This window comes from Vibrio sonorensis (genome assembly GCF_001854765.1).
GTDB classification, from domain to species: domain Bacteria; phylum Pseudomonadota; class Gammaproteobacteria; order Enterobacterales; family Vibrionaceae; genus Vibrio; species Vibrio sonorensis.
The window spans coordinates 324,293-342,284 of the sequence record NZ_LJJE01000063.1 but is presented as its reverse complement, the minus strand read 5'-3'; the positions used below and the strand labels follow the sequence as shown (position 1 = coordinate 342,284).

The window sequence follows — 17,992 nt, the reverse complement described above, 5'->3', positions numbered from 1 at the left end:
GATAATTGTGACTGACTACGAAATAGCCGCTTTATTACTCAGCCTTAAAGTCTCTTTCTATGCCATTTTATGGTTGTTACCTATTGCGACATTCCTGGCTTGGGTCATGGCTAGAAAACAGTTTTTTGGTAAAAGCCTCTTAGATGCGTTTATCCATTTACCTCTTGTTTTACCACCGGTTGTAATAGGTTATTTATTGCTCATTAGCATGGGTACACAAGGCTTTATCGGCAAATGGCTATATCAACATTTTGGTTTAGTCTTTAGTTTTAGTTGGAAAGGTGCGGTGTTGGCTTGCTTTATCGTCGCGCTACCATTAATGGTTCGCTCTATACGCTTGAGTATCGAAAATGTAGACTTTAAGTTAGAGCAAGCCGCTGCAACGCTGGGCGCTTCACCTACTAAAGTGTTTTTTAAAATAACCTTACCTCTTATTGTGCCGGGGGTTATTTCAGGAACCATGTTGCTTTTGCCCGTAGCTTGGGGGAGTTTGGAGCGACAATCAGTTTTGTGTCTAACATTCCCGGTGAAACACAAACTATCCCATTGGCCATGTTTAACTTTATCGAAACACCTGGTATGGAAGCTGAAACTTTGCGTTTGTGCCTTATCTCTATCTCAATTTCCATTGCGTCGCTATTAGTTTCTGACTGGCTGAGTAAACGTGCCAACAGAAAGTTGCAGGGGGACAATAAATGATCAACATCCTTCTGAACCATGAAATAGAGTCCAAATCTTTTGAGTTTGATGTGTCATTACCTTCGACAGGAATAACCGCGATTTTTGGCAGATCAGGTGCTGGAAAAACAACGCTAATTAATGCAGTTGCAGGGTTACTTACCCCTAGAGTCGGAAAAATTAGCGTGGGAGACCATCTCTTATTTGACAGTCAAAACGGATTCAGTGTTCCTACACATAAAAGAAACGTCGGCTACGTATTTCAAGAAGCGCGACTGTTCCCTCATATGACGGTAAAGAACAATCTTCTTTTTGGTGTTGATACGATTGATAACGAGCATTTTAACCAAGTTACATCCCTTCTAGCCCTTAGTACTTTATTGACGCGCTATCCCGCTCAATTATCTGGTGGTGAAAAGCAGAGGGTAGCGATCGGAAGGGCACTGCTTTCAAAACCTCAGGTTCTTCTAATGGACGAACCCTTAGCGTCATTAGATTTGCCAAGAAAAAGAGAGGTTCTACCTTTTTTAGAGCAGTTAGCCAATGATATTCAGATCCCTATTCTCTATGTCACGCATAGCGTAAATGAAATATTGCGCTTGGCGTCGAATATAGTAATCGTCGATGGCGGTAGAGTTGTAGCACAAGGTAGTGTGGAAGATGTTTGGTCGTCGCAAGCGATGCAGCCTTGGCAATCCTTTTCAGACCGAAGTTCTCTACTCAAGGGTAAACTAGTTGAAACCCATACTGAATACGGCTTGTCAAAAGTTGAGCTAACACCGACTAAGCACCTCTGGGTTCAGGCAATATCGGCAACAATAGGTGAAGAGCTGAGATTACAAGTAAAAGCCAATGACGTTTCTCTCTCGCTCATCAGGCCGCAGGGAAGTTCAATTAGGAATATTTTGGAAGCTGAAATTCTCTCTATATCTGTCCAAGAATCGGGGGAAACTCGCCAAAGTGTTGCTGTTAAATTATCCCTTGATCAATCTCTTGTCCTAACGGCAACAGTGACAAAGTGGGCATGTGAGGAACTTCAACTAAAAGAAGGGATGTCTGTTTTTGCGCAGATAAAAGGGGTAAGCGTTTCACAAAAAGACATTGCGATTAATCATTAAAAAAAGCGCCGTAAGGCGCTTTTTTATTAAATGCTAGTTAACAGGTTAGGCGCCAACTATTTGGCAAACACGTCTCTAAAATCTTTCTTAAGAAGTGGGTCGCGACGAGCTTTTTTCACTTGTTTTACCATATCTTTAACGCAGTTATGCAAGACTTGATCAAGCAGATGCGCGCGATACTCTTCTTTCTCTTCATCGGTCATTCCCTCTGGTAAGTTTAGAGTAGGGAACTCTTCCATTACGTTGACGCCAGCAAAAGCCTGACTTACCGAGATTAACGCGTGAAATTGCTCGAAGCTGTCGAGAACGTTTTGACCACTTTTTGGTAGTGCATCCCATGCTTCGCGAACGGCTTCTTCAGAAACTTCATGAATTGATGCCACCATTTCATACATTGCTTCAGGAACGTCATCAAATTGGATAACTTTTTGCAGCTCTGCCGAAAGTGTCGATAGTTCAATTTTTGGTTTTTCTGTTGGATTTACTTCAGACATAGTCTTAATCTCGTTCTTTAAAAGCGCTATGGTAAAAATACTACACCAAAAGTCAACTAAGCTGGATGAAATTGATGAGTTAACGTATGCTTAGGCATAAACAACTAGTTTGTCATGCGTTGATAAGCATAGATTAAATAAGTAAAAAAACGGAAGGGCTAGAGAGTGGAATTAACAAGCTCATCAATGAGAATATTGCTGGTTGATGACGTTCAAATAGAACGTATGCAACTGGCAATTAGATTGAAACAACAGGGACACACTGTAGAAGTTGCTAGCTCAGGCCGAGAAGCCCTAGAGTTATACCCTGAGTTTAACCCTGAGCTCGTCCTTCTTGATATTTCGATGCCCGATATGAACGGTTTTGAAGTTTCCCAGCAAATCCGCACACGCTTCCCTGAATGGATACCGATAATATTTTTAAGTAGTCATGAAGAACCGGCCATGATTGCAAAAGCGATTGAAGCCGGTGGTGACGATTATTTAATAAAACCCGTCGACAAGACCGTGCTTAGCTCCAAACTTGTGGCCATGCAGCGGATTGCCTTTATGCGTCGTGAACTGAACCAAAAAACTGCGGAGCTTGCAAAGGTTAACAAAGAGCTTGAAAAACTAGCCAGTGAAGACGGCCTAACCCAAGTTAGCAATCGAAGATATTCTGATGCCCGTCTAGCAGAGATGATTGCCGTACACGGTCGCCACGGTTTGCCGTTGACTGTTATTCTACTCGATGTAGATAACTTTAAACCATTTAATGATAACTATGGGCATATTAAAGGGGACCAGTGCCTTATTGCGGTTGCACAGGCATTGACCCAGCTATTTACGAGAAGTGGTGAACTCGTTGGTCGTTATGGGGGAGAGGAGTTCGTTGTCCTATTAGGTCATACCGACGTTAAACAGGCAGAAACGGAAGCAAAACGCATTACCCAAGCACTTGCAACGTTAAACTTTCCTCATGAATATAGCCCAACCGCAAGTCATGTTACGGTGTCACAAGGTATAGCATGTATTATCCCCAAAGGAAGAGAATTGCCAGACGATTTTTATACCATCGCTGATAAAGCGCTATATCAGGCCAAACATCAAGGTAAGAACTGTTTTGTAATCTCAGGAGATTCAGAATAGAGGCAGTTTATAGCGGTTATAGTTTTGAACTCTTTGCGCTTTGTGTGGCCCCTAGTTAGGGGCCGTCATGTAGAGGGGGGAGAGCAACGTTTTAATGTGCCTAGTTATTAGCAAGCAATTTCAATCCGGTTTCGACCGCCTTTCTTAGCGCCATACAACGCTTGATCCGCGATTTTAATCACTTCCTCAGTTTTACGGCTAATCGAGCTATCACAAGCACCAATACTTATCGTCAATGATACGTGACCTTTACTGTTTGCTTTGCCTCTTTGACGGGTACCTTGCTTATGGTCTTTTGGCCTAGAGTCACTATTTCTAATCACTAATTCGTACTCTTCTATTGAGCGGCGGAGTAACTCTAAGTGATCTTCTGCCTCTTCAACCAGTTTCCCTTTAAATAGAACAGTAAACTCTTCACCGCCGTAGCGATATACTTTTGCACGGCCACCAACGTTCTTTAGTTTGCTGGCAACCAATTTTAGTACTTCGTCGCCCACATCGTGTCCATAAGTGTCATTAAATGACTTAAAGTGGTCGATGTCGATCATCGCGATAGTGTATTTACGGCCTAAATGTTTGAGATCCGATTCTAACGCTAATCGGCCGGGTATACCCGTTAACCTATCATTAAACGCAAGTTCGTAGCTGGCACTTAGCAAATAGACAAGCAGTAGCAACCCGGCCAACGAAAACATAAAGATCGAAACGTAAGGTACATGAAAAAAAACAAAGGTGAAAAACGCCATCAGTGTCGAGGTGTAGATGGCGGCGTTGATGATGGAGTTGTTCCTCAATACGGAAATTGTGCACGCCAAAACAATAAGTAACAGGAAAGCGGTCAACACAAAAGGCAGTCTGGAGACTGTTGGCTCAATAAAGAGAAAAGCAGGATGAAAGTTATCAAATCCACCATCGTATTGATGTTCGAGGACAAGGAAGCCCCAGATAACAAGTAAAATAAGCGTTACAGCGTAACATATGTAGCCGCGGCTGAGTAAATTTGCATCATCTTCTATCGAATGCGCAAACGCACAAGCAACAGGTAATACAGCTGAAATAATCGAAAGCTCAAGTAATGTGGTGCCGGACGAGAGTGGCTGCTGTAAACGAGTTTGAATTAACCAATAGGCGAGCAGCATAGCAGTAGCAAGTGCACCAATTCGACTTTGCTTAAACGCGTGGCCAAATACGATTACACCAAAAAACAACGCATAAGGGAGATTTACTGCAAAGCCGAGATTAGAACGCGTCAAACTAACCAAGTTGTCTATACCCAACCACAATAGCAAAGCTAAAAATAGCGGTAAACTCAGACGAAACCAGTTTGTAGTCACAATTGAAAAGGACATTAAATCACGTAAAGCCAGTTTGACATTAAAACAAATAAAGTAGATAGCATACTGTGATTTGATGAATTTCCAAGCTTTTTACTACACTTAACTTAGAAAAATGAGGCGATGCGTAAAGTATGACCATTTTTGAGGAGCATTTAACAATATAACAGTGGTTTAGCTGGGGTTTTTCTTTCTATACTTGTACTTAAGCCAATTTGTCTAACTTTGTTGTGTAAACATAAAGTTAGGCTCTATCCCTGAGAAACAGAAGGAGTAGGTCTATATGCAAATAAGTGTCGACGTGCATAACTATATGGAGACATTGGTAGGTCACGTTCTCGCAAGAGAAGAGTTCGTTGACCATTTTGATCACGAACAGTTGGCCGATTTAGCTTGCCTTGCACTGAGCCAACTGAGACCCGTTTATATTCGACACGACATAGATTTTCTTTCTGCGCTTCCTGAGGAGCGGCTTGTGTCGTTAAAAGAGTATGCCGAAACAGCTATTGAAGCGGCAAAATCGATGATCATTGACGACCGGCGTAAAGCCCGTCACGAGGACGAAGTGCCAGTCGTGTTTAGCAAGCCTAGAATCGATGATGACATCGAATTAGAATGGTTCGAAAAACCAATACTTAATCAAGACAAAGTCAAATAAGGAGAAAGCGTGGGACTATTTTCACGTCTGTTCGGTAGTAAACAAGAACCAGCTAAGCCTAAAGAAGTCGAACCTGTTGAATATAAAGGGTACTTAATATACCAAGAATCGTTACCCGAAAGTGGTCAGTACAGGATAGCGGGTAGAATAACCAAAGAAATAGATGGCGAAATTAAGGTGCATCGCTTTATACGATCTGATGTTTTGCCAAGTGAATCGGATGCTAATGAATTTATGCTAAAAAAGGCGCATATGTTTATCGATCAAATGGGTGATAATATTTTTAATTAGCCCTTAGCAAATTGACTGGAATCATAAATTTTGGAGCCATTAGCCGCTATGCTGATGGCTCTTTTTATTTTTGCATGCACGTAACTAATTTACTGTTTTATTAACGATTCTCCCTTATCTGGTAAGACCACAACGGCAATAAGTGTTGTTTCATTACTAAATATTAGGGCTGTAAGTTCATTACCTTAAGTTATATGTAATGATTTTTTGTATTTTAATTACAAAACACTTGCAGATTGGTCTAGCGTTCGATACAAACAGAGTAATCATTGTGCCAATAGTCAAGGAATAGCTATGCAAATTGGTGTACCAAAAGAACTACTCGCAGGAGAAACGCGAGTTGCTGCCTCACCAAAGTCAGTTGAGCAGCTAATTAAGTTAGGCTTTGAAGTCATCATCGAATCGCAAGCTGGTGCGCTTGCAAGTTTTGACGACGCTGCCTACCAAGCGGCAGGAGCCACTGTTTCATCTTCTGAAGAAGTGTGGAACTCAGATCTAATCTTTAAGGTTAATGCACCTTTAACGGGTGAATCCGATACCGTTGATGAAATCGCGCTAATAAAGGAAGGGGCGACATTAATCAGTTTTATCTGGCCTGCACAAAATGAAGCATTGATGGAGAAGCTTTCTTCTAAAAAGATCAATGTTATGGCAATGGATTCAGTTCCTCGTATTTCTCGCGCCCAAGCACTAGATGCTCTATCTTCAATGGCAAACATTGCAGGTTATCGAGCTGTTGTAGAAGCGGCTCACGAGTTTGGACGATTCTTTACTGGCCAAATTACTGCTGCGGGTAAAGTACCACCTGCGAAAGTACTTGTCGCCGGTGCTGGTGTAGCGGGTCTTGCTGCCATCGGTGCAGCTGGTAGCCTTGGTGCTATCGTACGAGCGTTCGACGTTCGTCCTGAAGTCGCTGAACAAGTAGAATCAATGGGTGCAGAGTTCCTAACTGTTGACTTCGAAGAAGATACTGGCTCTGGCGATGGTTATGCAAAAGAGATGTCTGACGATTTCAATAAGAAAGCGGCAGAGCTGTACGCAGAACAAGCCAAAGATGTTGATATCATCGTAACGACAGCACTAATTCCGGGTAAACCAGCGCCGAAGTTGATCACTAAAGAGATGGTCGACAGCATGAAGCCGGGCAGTGTGATTGTTGACCTTGCAGCTGCGAATGGCGGTAACTGTGAATACACAGTTGCGGATCAGGTTTTCACTACTGAAAATGGCGTAAAAGTTGTTGGTTACACAGATATGGTAGGTCGATTACCTACGCAATCTTCACAGTTGTACGCAACCAATTTGGTCAACCTTTTAAAACTTCTGTGTAAAGAGAAAGATGGCAACATCGATATCGACTTCGAAGACGTAGTTATTCGCGGTGTAACAGTTGTTAAAGAGGGCGAAATTACTTGGCCTGCGCCACCAATTCAAGTTTCAGCTCAACCACAAGCTCAGCCAAAACCTGAACCTGTTGCAGAACCTAAAGTTGAAGAACCTGTTTCTCCAATCAAAAAGATTGCTGCTTTGGCCGCTGGTGTTGGTGCCTTTGCATGGGTCGCCTCTGTAGCGCCACCTGCATTCCTCGCGCACTTTACTGTTTTTGTTTTAGCGTGTGTAGTTGGATACTACGTTGTTTGGAACGTTACTCATGCGTTGCACACTCCTCTTATGTCAGTAACTAACGCGATTTCCGGCATTATTGTCGTTGGTGCACTCTTGCAGATAGGCCACGGAAATGGATTTGTTACTTTCCTCGCGTTTATCGCTGTTCTTATAGCAAGTATCAACATCTTTGGTGGATTTACCGTCACCAAGCGCATGTTGGAAATGTTCCGCAAAGACTAAGAAGGGAGTAACCAATGTCTGCAGGATTAGTACAAGCAGCATATATTGTTGCTGCAGTGTTTTTTATTTTGAGTCTCGCAGGGCTTTCTAAGCAAGAATCAGCGCGCTCAGGTAACTACTACGGTATTGCTGGTATGGCGATCGCGTTGATCGCAACGATATTTGGCCCAGATTCACAAGGGTTTGGTTGGATCATCATCGCGATGGTGATTGGTGGCGCAATCGGTATTTTCTACGCAAGAAAAGTAGAAATGACAGAAATGCCAGAACTAGTAGCCATTCTACACAGCTTTGTAGGTATGGCAGCAGTTCTAGTGGGTTTCAACAGCTATATGGCTCCACCGCCTCCGGTATCTATTGACCCAGCGATGCAACACGCCGAGCACGTTATCCACCTAATCGAAGTATTTTTAGGTGTGTTTATCGGCGCGGTAACCTTCACTGGTTCAGTTGTTGCCTTTGGTAAGCTACGTGGCATTATCTCTTCCTCGCCACTTAACCTTCCACACAAACACAAAATGAACTTGGCGGCTATCGTTGTTTCAACGCTGCTTATGATTCACTTCGTTAACGTTGGTGGCAGCAACCTAGCCCTTATCGTAATGACGTTAATCGCGTTTGTATTTGGCTATCACTTAGTGGCATCTATCGGTGGCGCTGATATGCCTGTTGTCGTTTCAATGCTTAACTCATACTCTGGTTGGGCAGCGGCGGCGGCTGGCTTTATGCTAGCAAACGATCTTTTGATCGTTACAGGTGCTCTAGTAGGTTCGTCAGGTGCAATTCTTTCTTACATTATGTGTAAGGCGATGAACCGTTCGTTTATCAGTGTAATTGCGGGTGGTTTTGGTCAAGAAGTTGTTGTTTCAGATGACGTTGAGCAAGGTGAGCACCGCGAAACCAGCGCTGAAGATGTTGCTGATATGCTGAAAAACTCTAAGCGAGTGATTATCACTCCTGGATACGGTATGGCAGTTGCTCAAGCGCAGTACCCAGTTCACGAAATCACTGAAAAGCTTCGTGCACAAGGTGTTGAAGTACGCTTTGGTATTCACCCAGTAGCGGGGCGTCTACCTGGTCATATGAACGTACTGCTTGCTGAGGCTAAAGTACCGTACGATATCGTTCTTGAAATGGATGAGATCAACGACGACTTCGATGAGACAGATACCGTATTGGTCATCGGTGCGAACGATACTGTTAACCCAGCCGCACTAGAAGATCCAAATAGCCCAATCGCAGGTATGCCTGTATTGGAAGTTTGGAATGCTCAAAACGTTATTGTGTTTAAGCGTTCGATGAACACTGGTTACGCTGGCGTTCAAAACCCATTGTTCTTTAAAGACAATACATCAATGCTATTTGGTGATGCGAAGGATAGTGTTGACGCTATAGCGAAAGCGCTTACTGCGTAAATTAAACGCTCCATCCTTATTTTAAAGCCAGCTTCATGCTGGCTTTATTTTTATGGAGATTTTGACAGGGAACTTACAATTGCCGTGTATATTTCTGCGACAATGTATTATTCTGTTCAGTAAACATCTGATTTAAGTTCCTGTAATTTTGAACAAAACAGCATTAAAATTTCTGTTCGCATTGCTTGCGTTGATAGGTCAACCTGTTACTGCAAACTCCTTGCCTGAGCGAATCGACACCTTTGTCGATCTTTTTGATCCTGCCCAAGCCAGTGCGTCATACGATATTAGAGTGTTGCAATCGGATTACCCAACACGTCTTTTAACCCCTGAGTCAATGATGCCACAAACGACTCAGTATCCATTGAAAGACATCCAAAGACTTTATCAACTTGCACAAACCTGCAGTGGGCAACTGCCTCTTAGCCCTTTAACCACTGAGCCTTTAGTGTTTACCCGAACTCTGTGTAAGGGAAATACTCTGTCGAATCGTTGGTTTGCTCGCAGTTCTCATATACATCCGGGGGGAGGGACTTACGCAAAACGCTATGTGCAAGTTTTCCCGCATAAGTTGGCTACTCTACAAAAATACATGCACATTCTCGAACGGCCACTCGCCCCAAAAACAACTCTGCTTGGCCGCCTTCAACGAATGAGCTGATACTATTACGGCATTAATTGCGGGTTCAAGTATGTTCATGGAACAAGGTTATTTTTGGCTTAGACAAAACGACAACTACTTTGTATTCGAAGAATCAGTTTGGAAAGCAAACCTCGATGAAGCGGGGTTGAGTTTTCGAATGGTGAACGAAAGTGGCACCTGTTTCGTTCAAAGAGGCAATATTTGTTGGGATAACCAAGATCAATCTGATCTGTTGCGAATTAGTATGGTTATTCTCGTGATTGCCAATGTTTTGCTAGTGATCGGTTGGTCGATCTATCGTTGGAATACCAAACGACAGGAACTGAAAAGCAGAATGTTGGTCTTACAAATCTTAACTCATGAACTGAGGACACCGATTGCGAGTCTTTCACTCACTGTAGAAGGCTTTAGAAGAGAATTTGAACATCTTCCAGAGTCGGTGTACGACGAGTTCCGAAGACTGTGCGAAGACTCAAGACGCTTGAGACAACTTGCCGAAGCGAGTAAAGACTATTTGCAGTCTGACAATAAGCCTCTTGCGACCGATTGGGTACCATCTGTGCAAGAGTGGTTAGAGTATAAAGTTTCTGACGAATTTTCAGACAATGTAGAACTGAGAATTAACCAAGACGTGTCTGCCAAGCTCAATGTCTACTGGCTTGGAACATGTATAGATAATTTGATACGCAATGCCATTAAATACGGCGTTGCACCGACGGTCCTCGATGTAGAAACGTCTGAGAACCAGATCGTAATAAAGGTTATTGACCAAGGCGCGCTATCCCAGAAAGATTGGCGAGAACTGCGCAAACCATTTGTAAGTAAAAGTGGGTTAGGCCTTGGCTTAACGATTGTAGAATCTATGGTTGGAAGAATGGGTGGCAAGATGAAACTGGTTGGCCCACCAACAACATTTATATTGGAGATCCCCTGTGAAACAGACACTGCTACTAGTTGAAGACGATAAGAACCTGGCAGACGGATTACTAGTCAGCCTAGAACAAGCGGGTTACGAATGTTTCCATGCGGAAACAATTGCTGATGTTGAACAGTACTGGAGTAAAGCTGATTTAGTCATACTTGATCGTCAGTTGCCAGATGGCGACTCTGTCACTCATCTACCAAATTGGAAAGGCATCAAAGATGTACCAGTGATTCTACTCACGGCGTTAGTGACGGTTAAAGATAAGGTAGCGGGACTAGATTCTGGCGCCAATGACTACCTAACCAAACCTTTTGCAGAAGCTGAGCTATTTGCTCGTATCCGCGCTCAATTGCGTTCACCGGATGGCGAAGCGCAGGACGATGCTCAAGTCAAAACCGCGGACCTGACTATCGATAAGTCAACTCGTGAAGTTTTCTACAAAGGCGAAAGCATAACGCTTACGCGCACCGAGTTTGACTTACTGCTCTTCTTGGCAAGCAACCTTGGGCGCGTGTTTACGCGTGACGAACTACTTGATCACGTGTGGGGCTACAATCACTTCCCGACGACGCGAACAGTAGATACACACGTTCTCCAGTTGAGACAGAAACTACCCGGTTTAGAAATCGAAACGCTACGTGGTGTCGGTTATAAAATGAAAGCATAAAATGAAAAGTAAAACCCTATTTGCTTTGGCACTTGTGTCTGGCGCGCTCAACGCCAACACTGTTCCATGGTTTGAAAACAACAGCCCGTTAATTCAAGCCCATAAGAATCTGCTCAATAATGATTTACCAGCGATGTTCTCATCACTGGTAGAAGTGTGGCAATTGGAAAAAAATAGGGCACTTGCTCCTCATTTAAACGACATTTTAGTTCAATCTCTTGCTGTCGATTGTGGAAAAAGCCTTGATACAAGGACATTTCCCGAATGGATCGATTCTGTTGTAGTAAGGCGAACAGAGATTCAAAGTCCAGGTAGGGACACCTATAGAACGACTGTTGAAGTCACGACGTCAAAGGAACTAAAGGACGTGACAATGTCACAATGGGTCTCTAAAGTTATCTCAAATGATGATCTCTTAACAGAGAGAGAGGCCGTTAACGGAGGTAACGTATATTCAAAACGTTACAACCTTAACAGCCGATTACCCATGGGGCTTTATCGAGTAGATATTACCTCGCGTGATAATACAACATGGAGCTCTTGGTTACTCATAGGAGAACCAAACTCGACTATCGGAGTCAGGTGGCAATCGAAAGACAGTTGGAATATTGAACAGAGTTCATTGTTAAACCCTCACTGTCCACTCCCCAAACAAAAAGTATCTCTTTACGACTACATAGACGGCGCTTACCATCAACTCTGGAATCAGGTTTCCGAATCTGACTATCCGACCTCGATAGATACTAGTACCGTCCCAGCAGGACGCTATGTTCTCGCCGTTTCGATGAATCAACAACGTTGGCAAGGGCCAATAATCATAGAACAATCGCAAATTATTAATAAAACCTATGATGTTTCTGTGGAGGAATAGCTAAAGATGATAGACAATAGGCCGTTATAAACATTAGGGAAATAAAAAGTTTATATCGTTATGAAAAAGTCTATCAAAATTCTTTCGCTTTCAATTGCTTTAGCCGCTGCTCCCGCATCTGCTGCCATTCACGCTGTTGAAGCACGCGGTGATGCAATGGGTGGAACAGGTGTTGTTTCGGCTAACTTTTTAACTGCGCCTTTCTACAATCCCGCGATTACCGCTATTTATCGTCGTAACGACGACGTAGGAATGCTTATCCCGAGTTTTGGACTTGCTTACAGTGATGAGCATCTAATGGTAGACGACCTCGATAAGATGAAAGATCTTATCACTGAAGCTAAAAATGGCGATTATAGCCGGTCGGGCGAATTGCAATCTTCACTTGATGCGTTACAGGGTGACAAAGCGAAACTAGAACTTGGCGGAGCCGTAGCGTTTGCAATTCCAAATAAGTTTATCGCCGCCAACGTATTTGGCAAAGCGTATACCGAATCTTTCGCTCAAACCGACATCTATACCGGTTCTAATACAGGTGACTCAAATATCGACACGGCAGTGAACGCATCACTCAGTGGCGTTAATGCTGTTTCTGTCGGTATTACAGAAGTTGGAATCTCACTGGCTAAGTATCAAACGTTTTTAGGTCAACATATCTCTTTTGGTATTAGCCCTAAACTACAGCGCATTTACACCTATGTGTATACTGCGAATCTAGACAACTACGACATCAAAGATATCCGAGAAAACGGTCAGGGTGACACCATGTTTAACCTTGATGCTGGCTTCTTGTGGTTCCACGGCCCTTTACGCGTAGGCTTCGCTGCAACCAACTTGGTTAAGCGAGACATAGAAACGAAAGAGCTCTCTGGAACGATAACCGTGGGTATTGAAGGGAATTCACATAGCCGCTCATACAGCAATCAATACTTCTACCAAATGCGACCACTCTATACAGTGGGACTTGGATTAGTTGGCGATTATGCGTCTCTAAGTGTTGATTACGATCTGAACGAACAACAGCGTTACACCAATTTTAACGACAACACCCAGATGCTGCGAGTCGGTGCTGAGATAGACATATTGCGCCAATTAAAGCTGAGGGCAGGGTGGCAACGAAATATGGTCTATGATAACGAAGATGATACATATACTGCTGGTATTGGTCTTTCTCCTCTTAACCTAATTCAGTTGGACTTAGGTGTTAGCTACAAGAACAAAAACTCTATGGGTGGATACATCAACTTCTTAGGAAGCTACTGATACTAGCCACGCGAACGGTTTCGTAATATAGTCAGCCCCTGAATCAAAAGGGGCTTTTTAATGCTTGATAATTTACCTCCTCTCTCACATGAGGAACAGCAAAAAGCGGTAGACGAAATCCAGAAGCTTATGTCCGAAGGAATCAGTACCGCAGAAGCAATCAAAATCGTTGCACAGCAAATCAGAAAACAACATCAAATCAAAGAAGAGAAGGGCGCTCAATAGAGCGCTTTTTTTATACCTGAAATCCAGCCAGCTAATCATTCAAGTTAGAACTAACGAAACAAAATCAACGTGTCCAAATCCGTTTCACTCAGCTCTAAAATACTATTATTCTTTTAAATTACAACTAGTTAGGGCAGAATAATTCACTAAAAACAAAGTCAGCAAAACACGCATTGTAATAAAATTACAACGTACTTACAGGTCGATGTAAGCACATACTTTCGCGCAGTGTTTTATTCTGTGGACAGGTGTAGACTATTGCCGGCTGGTATCAGTTCATTAAAATGATCTAAAAAGATCATCACGTTTTTGCTAGATAAACTGGAATGTTAAATCGAGTTTGATAGTGTATAAGGACAGTGTTTTAGCGTGGGAGCGGAATGTTTTGTTTAAGATAAAGTACTTAATAATTCTCTTTTGGTTTCTTGTAAGTAGTACAGCTTTTGCAGCGGGCGCGCCCATCGCAACGAGTATTGCGCTACCTATTCTAGAATTACATCAGAACCACACAATCACCATCAGTCACTATTCAATTGAATGTGGCTCAAGCAAATACTTCGTCGATGAAAGAGGCGTAGTGATACTGGTTAATGGAACACCTATTGAACTAAACAGAACTTGTAGAGAAAACGTGTTGCGTTTTAGCCCGGCTAACAACACCGAAAACCAGACGCTACTTACGCTTATCACAGAGAGTCGTAATTTGAACGTACGATACAAGGAAGGTTTGCGCACTTATGTTTACAACGATTGGCAACTCGCCCCAATAAAAAGTGCACTTAAAGAAGAGTGACGCTGTAACCAAAAAATAGGCCTTGGACGGGAATCTATCCAAGGCCGTAGGTAAAATATAAGTTGGTAAATGCATAACAAATATGTCCAAGGTGGAGCTTTCAAACTCCAAGTACAGAATGAAGCATTTTTTGTATAGCCGCTAACCGTTAATCTCTGTGTATGGATAGGCAGCACTAAAACCTAGAAGATACTAACTAATTAGATACAGATTAATGGAACTAGAATCCCGCATCAGTGACGCTGTAACATTCAATAGCGATTAAATTCTAATATCTACGTCTTGCGTTTTCATTGACGAGATTTGAAGTCGGCTTACTTCTATTCCTATGCGCCCAAAAAGTGCATCTTGTTGAACGACGCGAATGATGAGTTGTTGTACTTGGCGCTCACTCAGGTTAAGGGGCTCAGCCGCATCCGCAAGGCGTAAACGACGTTCGCAAACATCATTGATCACTTTGTAACGTGAAAGGTCTTTGTCACTCATAGTTACCAACATCCCAATGTCCCTTAAATAAGTTCACATAGAAACGTGGCTAGGTGCAGAACTTAATAAGTAGGCATTTTAAAATTGCTCAAACCGGACACTACTAAATTGCTGTTACATCAACAGTGCGTATTATCTATCTTATGTTAAATAAAGATTGCGGTAACTATAGTTTAAATGCGTCACCTATTCATATCCTAGTCATTTAACCCAAATTCGATTTACCATAAAATACCTAATAAACAGTTTACCTAATCAAGATTAGAAAACGTTTATTAGGCTTTTACAAAAACTGCACTGCAACGCGCTACGGATTTCGCGGACATAAAAAAAGCACCTCAGGGTGCTTTGTCGTATTAATTGTTGTTCAACCACCAGCCAATTTAACGGTCATACCTTTCTTTTCAAGGTGCGCCTTTACTTTGTCTCGTACATCACCTTGAATTTCGATAGCGCCATTCTTAACCGAGCCACCACAGCCGCACACTTTTTTAAGTTCGGCAGCGAGAAGCTTGAGCGGCGCATCATCTAGGTCTAACCCAGAGATGATTGAAACACCTTTCCCTTTGCGCCCTTTAGTTTGGCGCATAATTCTTACAATACCATCACCTTTGGGTCGTGATGGTTTCTCTTTCTCAGGTGTAATACGACCCGTTTCCGTTGAATATACCAGTGTCATTTAAAACTACTTTTTAGGTTGTTGACCGGCTTTTTGTCTTGCGACCAAGTAAGCTTCGATATGTTTTTGAATCGCTAGTTTACCACCTTTCAACAGACGACCGTTAAAAAAACAGTACCATGCATTAGGCTCGCCGGTGTCATTTTTAAGGGCATATCCGTGGAAATTTTCTTGTGCAGGACCAGCAGATGTGGCTTGAGGGGCAGGCCTTTTACCATTTAAAGAGCTAAACTCTTTGGGATCAATTATCGTCGCAGTATCACAGAACCAATCGATACTTTTTTTAACGGCAGCCATACTACCAGAAAGCACATGATTCTTGATCTGAACTTGCCAGACATCGTTATTATTACCTGCTGTCTTAAGGTTAAAACCTTTGTAAGTCGCTACGGCCATATATATTAATCTTTATAAACAGTTAATTTAATGATAATTGCAAATCAATGTTAATCAAGTATAGTTATTGTAACTATTTCAGTTATAGTGCGTATAAATGAAAAAATCTGTAGCTCAAGTCACAAATCAAGCACTTAAAAAACAATTAGTTAGTTTGTTTACGCAACAGATTTCACCTAGTGACTTCAATCTCTTAACCAACTCACAATACTCTCGAAATAGCACTCTTGCGATGTGTAAAGATTGGAATATTTTCATCGAGTACTGCTTAAATCGTCATCTCACCCCTCTTCCCTCAAGTGCGGATACTGTTAGTCTGTTTTTAACACACTCCGCAAAACAGAGGAAATACGCCACCATAAAACGTTACGCCGTCACCATATCATTGGTTAATCGCATACTTTTCGGTTATCAGCAAGACCCTACTCAAGTACTGTCAGTCAAAAAGATACTTGCCAATTTAAGAATCGATAAAAAGGGCGATTCAAGCTCCACTATCGCGATAACTAAAAAACATATTAAACAGCTTCATGCTCGTTTGTCTAAATCAGACCGACCAAAAGATATTCGCAATCTGACTATTTACTATTTAATGTTTGAAGTAGCGATGAGGCGCAGTGAACTCAGGGATCTTAGGTATGAACAGATCCATCTCCAGCAAAACTACTTAGTCGCGATTGGAGAAAACCAGTATCCCCTTTCCCAAAAAGCATCTGATTGCCTTAAACGATGGCTAAACGTTCGCGGACACTGCCAAGGACCGCTTTTCTGCGCAATTGATAAACACGCAAATTTGGCTCACGAGCCGCTTAATGACTCCTCAATCTATCGCTTAATGAGAGAGGCTGCCGTTTATCTAGGAGTAAGTGATAAGTTTTCTGGTCACTCTTTAAGAGTAGGAGCCGTTAAAGAATTAGCGTCAAAAGGCATGAAGGTAAGCGAAATACAAAGATTTGGACGATGGCTCAGCCCTGTTATGCCCTATCAGTATCTAGGCAAAAACAACAAAGCCGAGCAAATCCAGTTAAAGTACCTTGCGATTAAGCCCTTGCCTTGAAATCTTTAATCGATCGAATAACGCAATCTGCTAAATAGTCAGAGAATTTATGTCCATTGTGCTCGACCATTTTCGGGAACATTGAAATTGGCGTCATGCCTGGGAAGGTATTGATCTCGTTTAGGTAAATCTCATCATCTTCTGTTAAGAAAAAATCGATACGAGACATGTGCCTTAGGTTGAGATGTTCAAAAGCAGTACGACTAATCTTAGCAATTAACGATTTCTGTTCCACGGTTAAGTCGGACACTTCTACCGTGGTAGTCGAATGACTATCACTGCTGTATTTTTCTTCGTAGGTATAAAAGTTATCGGCCGGAGCTATAACTTCGCCTGGTTGGGTGATTTGAATACTTCCTTGATACTCATATGCAGCAACTTCGAGTTCGCGAGGTTTAACCGCTTTTTCGATAAGCACTTGATCAGAATATCCAAACGCTTTATCAATCGCTTCATCTAACTGCGATTGGTTTGACACTTTGTAACAACCAACCGAAGAACCTTGGCGAGCTGCTTTTACAAATACACTTCCCCACTCTTTAAAAGCCTTTAGCGCTTTATCATGCGTCTCATGGTTGTTTTTGGTTAAAAACAGATAAGGGGTATTGGGTATATCAAGCGCGTCGTACCACAGCTTAGAAGTAATCTTGTTAAAACTTACACTGCTGGCTTCAGCATCGCAGCCGAGGTAAGGGATTTTTGCCAGTTCCAATAGAGATTGAATATCGCCCGTCTCACCCGGGTAGCCGTGGATACATGGCACAACAAAGTCGATATGCTTCTCTTGGCCATCAATCATCATCGAACCGGAGTTGATATCCAAGTTGGTGAGTTGTTCGCTACTAGTAAACCAACCATCTTGTTTCATCTCTACTCTTACAACATCAAATTGCTTGTTGAGTTCCAATTGAGATTGTACAAAATCTGCTGATACTAGAGATACTTCATGCTCTGAAGACCCTCCGCCACAAAGTAGAAGAATGGTAATGCTGTTCATTGGAAAGTCAGTCCGTGAATGTGTTA

18 protein-coding genes and 2 pseudogenes are annotated in these 17,992 nt (G+C 42.4%); 14 read left to right on the top strand and 6 right to left on the bottom strand.

Annotation, left to right across the window (positions count from 1 at the left end):
• Position 1 precedes the first annotated feature (1 nt).
• Positions 2-699 (top strand): annotated as a pseudogene (gene modB / locus BLO31_RS11810) (molybdate ABC transporter permease subunit).
• Entirely contained in the window at positions 696-1,796 is a 1,101-nt protein-coding gene (gene modC / locus BLO31_RS11805) for a molybdenum ABC transporter ATP-binding protein ModC (RefSeq protein WP_070966442.1), read from the top strand. Before modB ends, modC begins: the two are co-directional and overlap by 4 nt.
• Before the next feature lie 56 nt (positions 1,797-1,852).
• Here modC and BLO31_RS11800 read toward each other — a convergent pair whose 3' ends face one another.
• Positions 1,853-2,290 carry a DUF3069 domain-containing protein gene (locus BLO31_RS11800; RefSeq protein ID WP_070966439.1) on the bottom strand — a complete coding sequence of 146 codons (438 nt, stop codon included), beginning with the start codon at positions 2,288-2,290 and terminating at the stop codon, positions 1,853-1,855.
• Positions 2,291-2,476: 186 nt separating this feature from the next.
• Here BLO31_RS11800 and BLO31_RS11795 point away from each other — a divergent pair, with 186 nt between their 5' ends.
• Complete coding sequence (locus BLO31_RS11795; protein WP_070966435.1) at positions 2,477-3,418, top strand: GGDEF domain-containing response regulator; 942 nt, start codon at positions 2,477-2,479, stop codon at positions 3,416-3,418.
• Positions 3,419-3,525: 107 nt separating this feature from the next.
• Here BLO31_RS11795 and BLO31_RS11790 read toward each other — a convergent pair whose 3' ends face one another.
• Positions 3,526-4,767: a GGDEF domain-containing protein gene (locus BLO31_RS11790; RefSeq protein WP_070966431.1), complete on the bottom strand. Its 1,242-nt coding sequence runs from the start codon at positions 4,765-4,767 to the stop codon at positions 3,526-3,528.
• A gap of 268 nt (positions 4,768-5,035) precedes the next feature.
• Between BLO31_RS11790 and BLO31_RS11785 the strand changes: the two genes are divergently transcribed.
• The 10 genes and pseudogenes from BLO31_RS11785 (at position 5,036) to BLO31_RS11745 (ending at position 14,351) form a co-directional block, all read left to right on the top strand.
• On the top strand, positions 5,036-5,410 hold the full coding sequence (locus BLO31_RS11785) for a late competence development ComFB family protein (protein ID WP_070966428.1): 375 nt from the start codon (positions 5,036-5,038) through the stop codon (positions 5,408-5,410).
• A 9-nt stretch (positions 5,411-5,419) separates the two neighbouring features.
• Positions 5,420-5,701 (top strand): HlyU family transcriptional regulator, encoded by a 282-nt coding sequence (locus BLO31_RS11780; protein WP_070966425.1) that lies wholly within the window; start codon positions 5,420-5,422, stop codon positions 5,699-5,701.
• Between the two features lie 294 nt (positions 5,702-5,995).
• Positions 5,996-7,549: a Re/Si-specific NAD(P)(+) transhydrogenase subunit alpha gene (locus BLO31_RS11775; protein WP_070966422.1), complete on the top strand. Its 1,554-nt coding sequence runs from the start codon at positions 5,996-5,998 to the stop codon at positions 7,547-7,549.
• 14 nt (positions 7,550-7,563) lie between these two features.
• Positions 7,564-8,964 (top strand): Re/Si-specific NAD(P)(+) transhydrogenase subunit beta, encoded by a 1,401-nt coding sequence (gene pntB, locus BLO31_RS11770; RefSeq protein WP_070966417.1) that lies wholly within the window; start codon positions 7,564-7,566, stop codon positions 8,962-8,964.
• 148 nt (positions 8,965-9,112) lie between these two features.
• Positions 9,113-10,565, top strand: a pseudogene (gene vxrA / locus BLO31_RS11765) (sensor histidine kinase VxrA).
• On the top strand, positions 10,540-11,199 hold the full coding sequence (vxrB, locus tag BLO31_RS11760; RefSeq protein ID WP_070966414.1) for a response regulator transcription factor VxrB: 660 nt from the start codon (positions 10,540-10,542) through the stop codon (positions 11,197-11,199). Before vxrA ends, vxrB begins: the two are co-directional and overlap by 26 nt.
• Position 11,200: 1 nt before the next feature.
• Positions 11,201-12,070 carry a DUF2861 family protein gene (locus BLO31_RS11755; RefSeq protein ID WP_070966410.1) on the top strand — a complete coding sequence of 290 codons (870 nt, stop codon included), beginning with the start codon at positions 11,201-11,203 and terminating at the stop codon, positions 12,068-12,070.
• 60 nt (positions 12,071-12,130) lie between these two features.
• A complete protein-coding gene (locus BLO31_RS11750) occupies positions 12,131-13,333 on the top strand; it encodes a conjugal transfer protein TraF (RefSeq protein ID WP_070966407.1) in 1,203 nt (400 codons plus the stop codon).
• 60 nt (positions 13,334-13,393) lie between these two features.
• Positions 13,394-13,558: a YoaH family protein gene (locus BLO31_RS23135; protein ID WP_084659785.1), complete on the top strand. Its 165-nt coding sequence runs from the start codon at positions 13,394-13,396 to the stop codon at positions 13,556-13,558.
• A 385-nt stretch (positions 13,559-13,943) separates the two neighbouring features.
• Positions 13,944-14,351 (top strand): hypothetical protein, encoded by a 408-nt coding sequence (locus BLO31_RS11745; RefSeq protein ID WP_070966402.1) that lies wholly within the window; start codon positions 13,944-13,946, stop codon positions 14,349-14,351.
• 261 nt (positions 14,352-14,612) lie between these two features.
• Here BLO31_RS11745 and BLO31_RS11740 read toward each other — a convergent pair whose 3' ends face one another.
• The 3 genes from BLO31_RS11740 to BLO31_RS11730 form a co-directional block, all read right to left on the bottom strand.
• A complete protein-coding gene (locus BLO31_RS11740) occupies positions 14,613-14,849 on the bottom strand; it encodes a hypothetical protein (protein WP_070966399.1) in 237 nt (78 codons plus the stop codon).
• A gap of 355 nt (positions 14,850-15,204) precedes the next feature.
• Positions 15,205-15,516, bottom strand: a complete 312-nt coding sequence (gene yciH / locus BLO31_RS11735; protein ID WP_070966396.1) for a stress response translation initiation inhibitor YciH — start codon at positions 15,514-15,516, stop codon at positions 15,205-15,207.
• Positions 15,517-15,522: 6 nt separating this feature from the next.
• The gene (locus BLO31_RS11730) at positions 15,523-15,912 is read right to left on the bottom strand and encodes a DUF3319 domain-containing protein (RefSeq protein ID WP_070966391.1); all 390 of its coding nucleotides are present in this window, start codon (positions 15,910-15,912) and stop codon (positions 15,523-15,525) included.
• 97 nt (positions 15,913-16,009) lie between these two features.
• On the opposite strand from BLO31_RS11730, the gene BLO31_RS11725 reads away from it, so the two are divergent.
• A complete protein-coding gene (locus BLO31_RS11725) occupies positions 16,010-16,969 on the top strand; it encodes a tyrosine-type recombinase/integrase (RefSeq protein ID WP_070966388.1) in 960 nt (319 codons plus the stop codon).
• Here BLO31_RS11725 and BLO31_RS11720 read toward each other — a convergent pair.
• Positions 16,953-17,966, bottom strand: coding sequence for a D-alanine--D-alanine ligase (locus BLO31_RS11720; protein WP_070966385.1), 1,014 nt, complete (start codon positions 17,964-17,966; stop codon positions 16,953-16,955). The genes BLO31_RS11725 and BLO31_RS11720 overlap by 17 nt on opposite strands.
• Positions 17,967-17,992 lie beyond the last annotated feature (26 nt).

Coding starts and splice junctions, on each gene's coding strand:
- modC (WP_070966442.1), top strand. CDS start 696: ATGATCAACATCCTTCTGAACCATGAAATAGAGTCCAAATCTTTTGAG.
- BLO31_RS11800 (WP_070966439.1), bottom strand. CDS start 2,290: ATGTCTGAAGTAAATCCAACAGAAAAACCAAAAATTGAACTATCGACA.
- BLO31_RS11795 (WP_070966435.1), top strand. CDS start 2,477: ATGAGAATATTGCTGGTTGATGACGTTCAAATAGAACGTATGCAACTG.
- BLO31_RS11790 (WP_070966431.1), bottom strand. CDS start 4,767: ATGTCCTTTTCAATTGTGACTACAAACTGGTTTCGTCTGAGTTTACCG.
- BLO31_RS11785 (WP_070966428.1), top strand. CDS start 5,036: ATGCAAATAAGTGTCGACGTGCATAACTATATGGAGACATTGGTAGGT.
- BLO31_RS11775 (WP_070966422.1), top strand. CDS start 5,996: ATGCAAATTGGTGTACCAAAAGAACTACTCGCAGGAGAAACGCGAGTT.
- pntB (WP_070966417.1), top strand. CDS start 7,564: ATGTCTGCAGGATTAGTACAAGCAGCATATATTGTTGCTGCAGTGTTT.
- BLO31_RS11755 (WP_070966410.1), top strand. CDS start 11,201: ATGAAAAGTAAAACCCTATTTGCTTTGGCACTTGTGTCTGGCGCGCTC.
- BLO31_RS11750 (WP_070966407.1), top strand. CDS start 12,131: ATGAAAAAGTCTATCAAAATTCTTTCGCTTTCAATTGCTTTAGCCGCT.
- BLO31_RS23135 (WP_084659785.1), top strand. CDS start 13,394: ATGCTTGATAATTTACCTCCTCTCTCACATGAGGAACAGCAAAAAGCG.
- BLO31_RS11740 (WP_070966399.1), bottom strand. CDS start 14,849: ATGTTGGTAACTATGAGTGACAAAGACCTTTCACGTTACAAAGTGATC.
- yciH (WP_070966396.1), bottom strand. CDS start 15,516: ATGACACTGGTATATTCAACGGAAACGGGTCGTATTACACCTGAGAAA.
- BLO31_RS11730 (WP_070966391.1), bottom strand. CDS start 15,912: ATGGCCGTAGCGACTTACAAAGGTTTTAACCTTAAGACAGCAGGTAAT.
- BLO31_RS11725 (WP_070966388.1), top strand. CDS start 16,010: ATGAAAAAATCTGTAGCTCAAGTCACAAATCAAGCACTTAAAAAACAA.
- BLO31_RS11720 (WP_070966385.1), bottom strand. CDS start 17,966: ATGAACAGCATTACCATTCTTCTACTTTGTGGCGGAGGGTCTTCAGAG.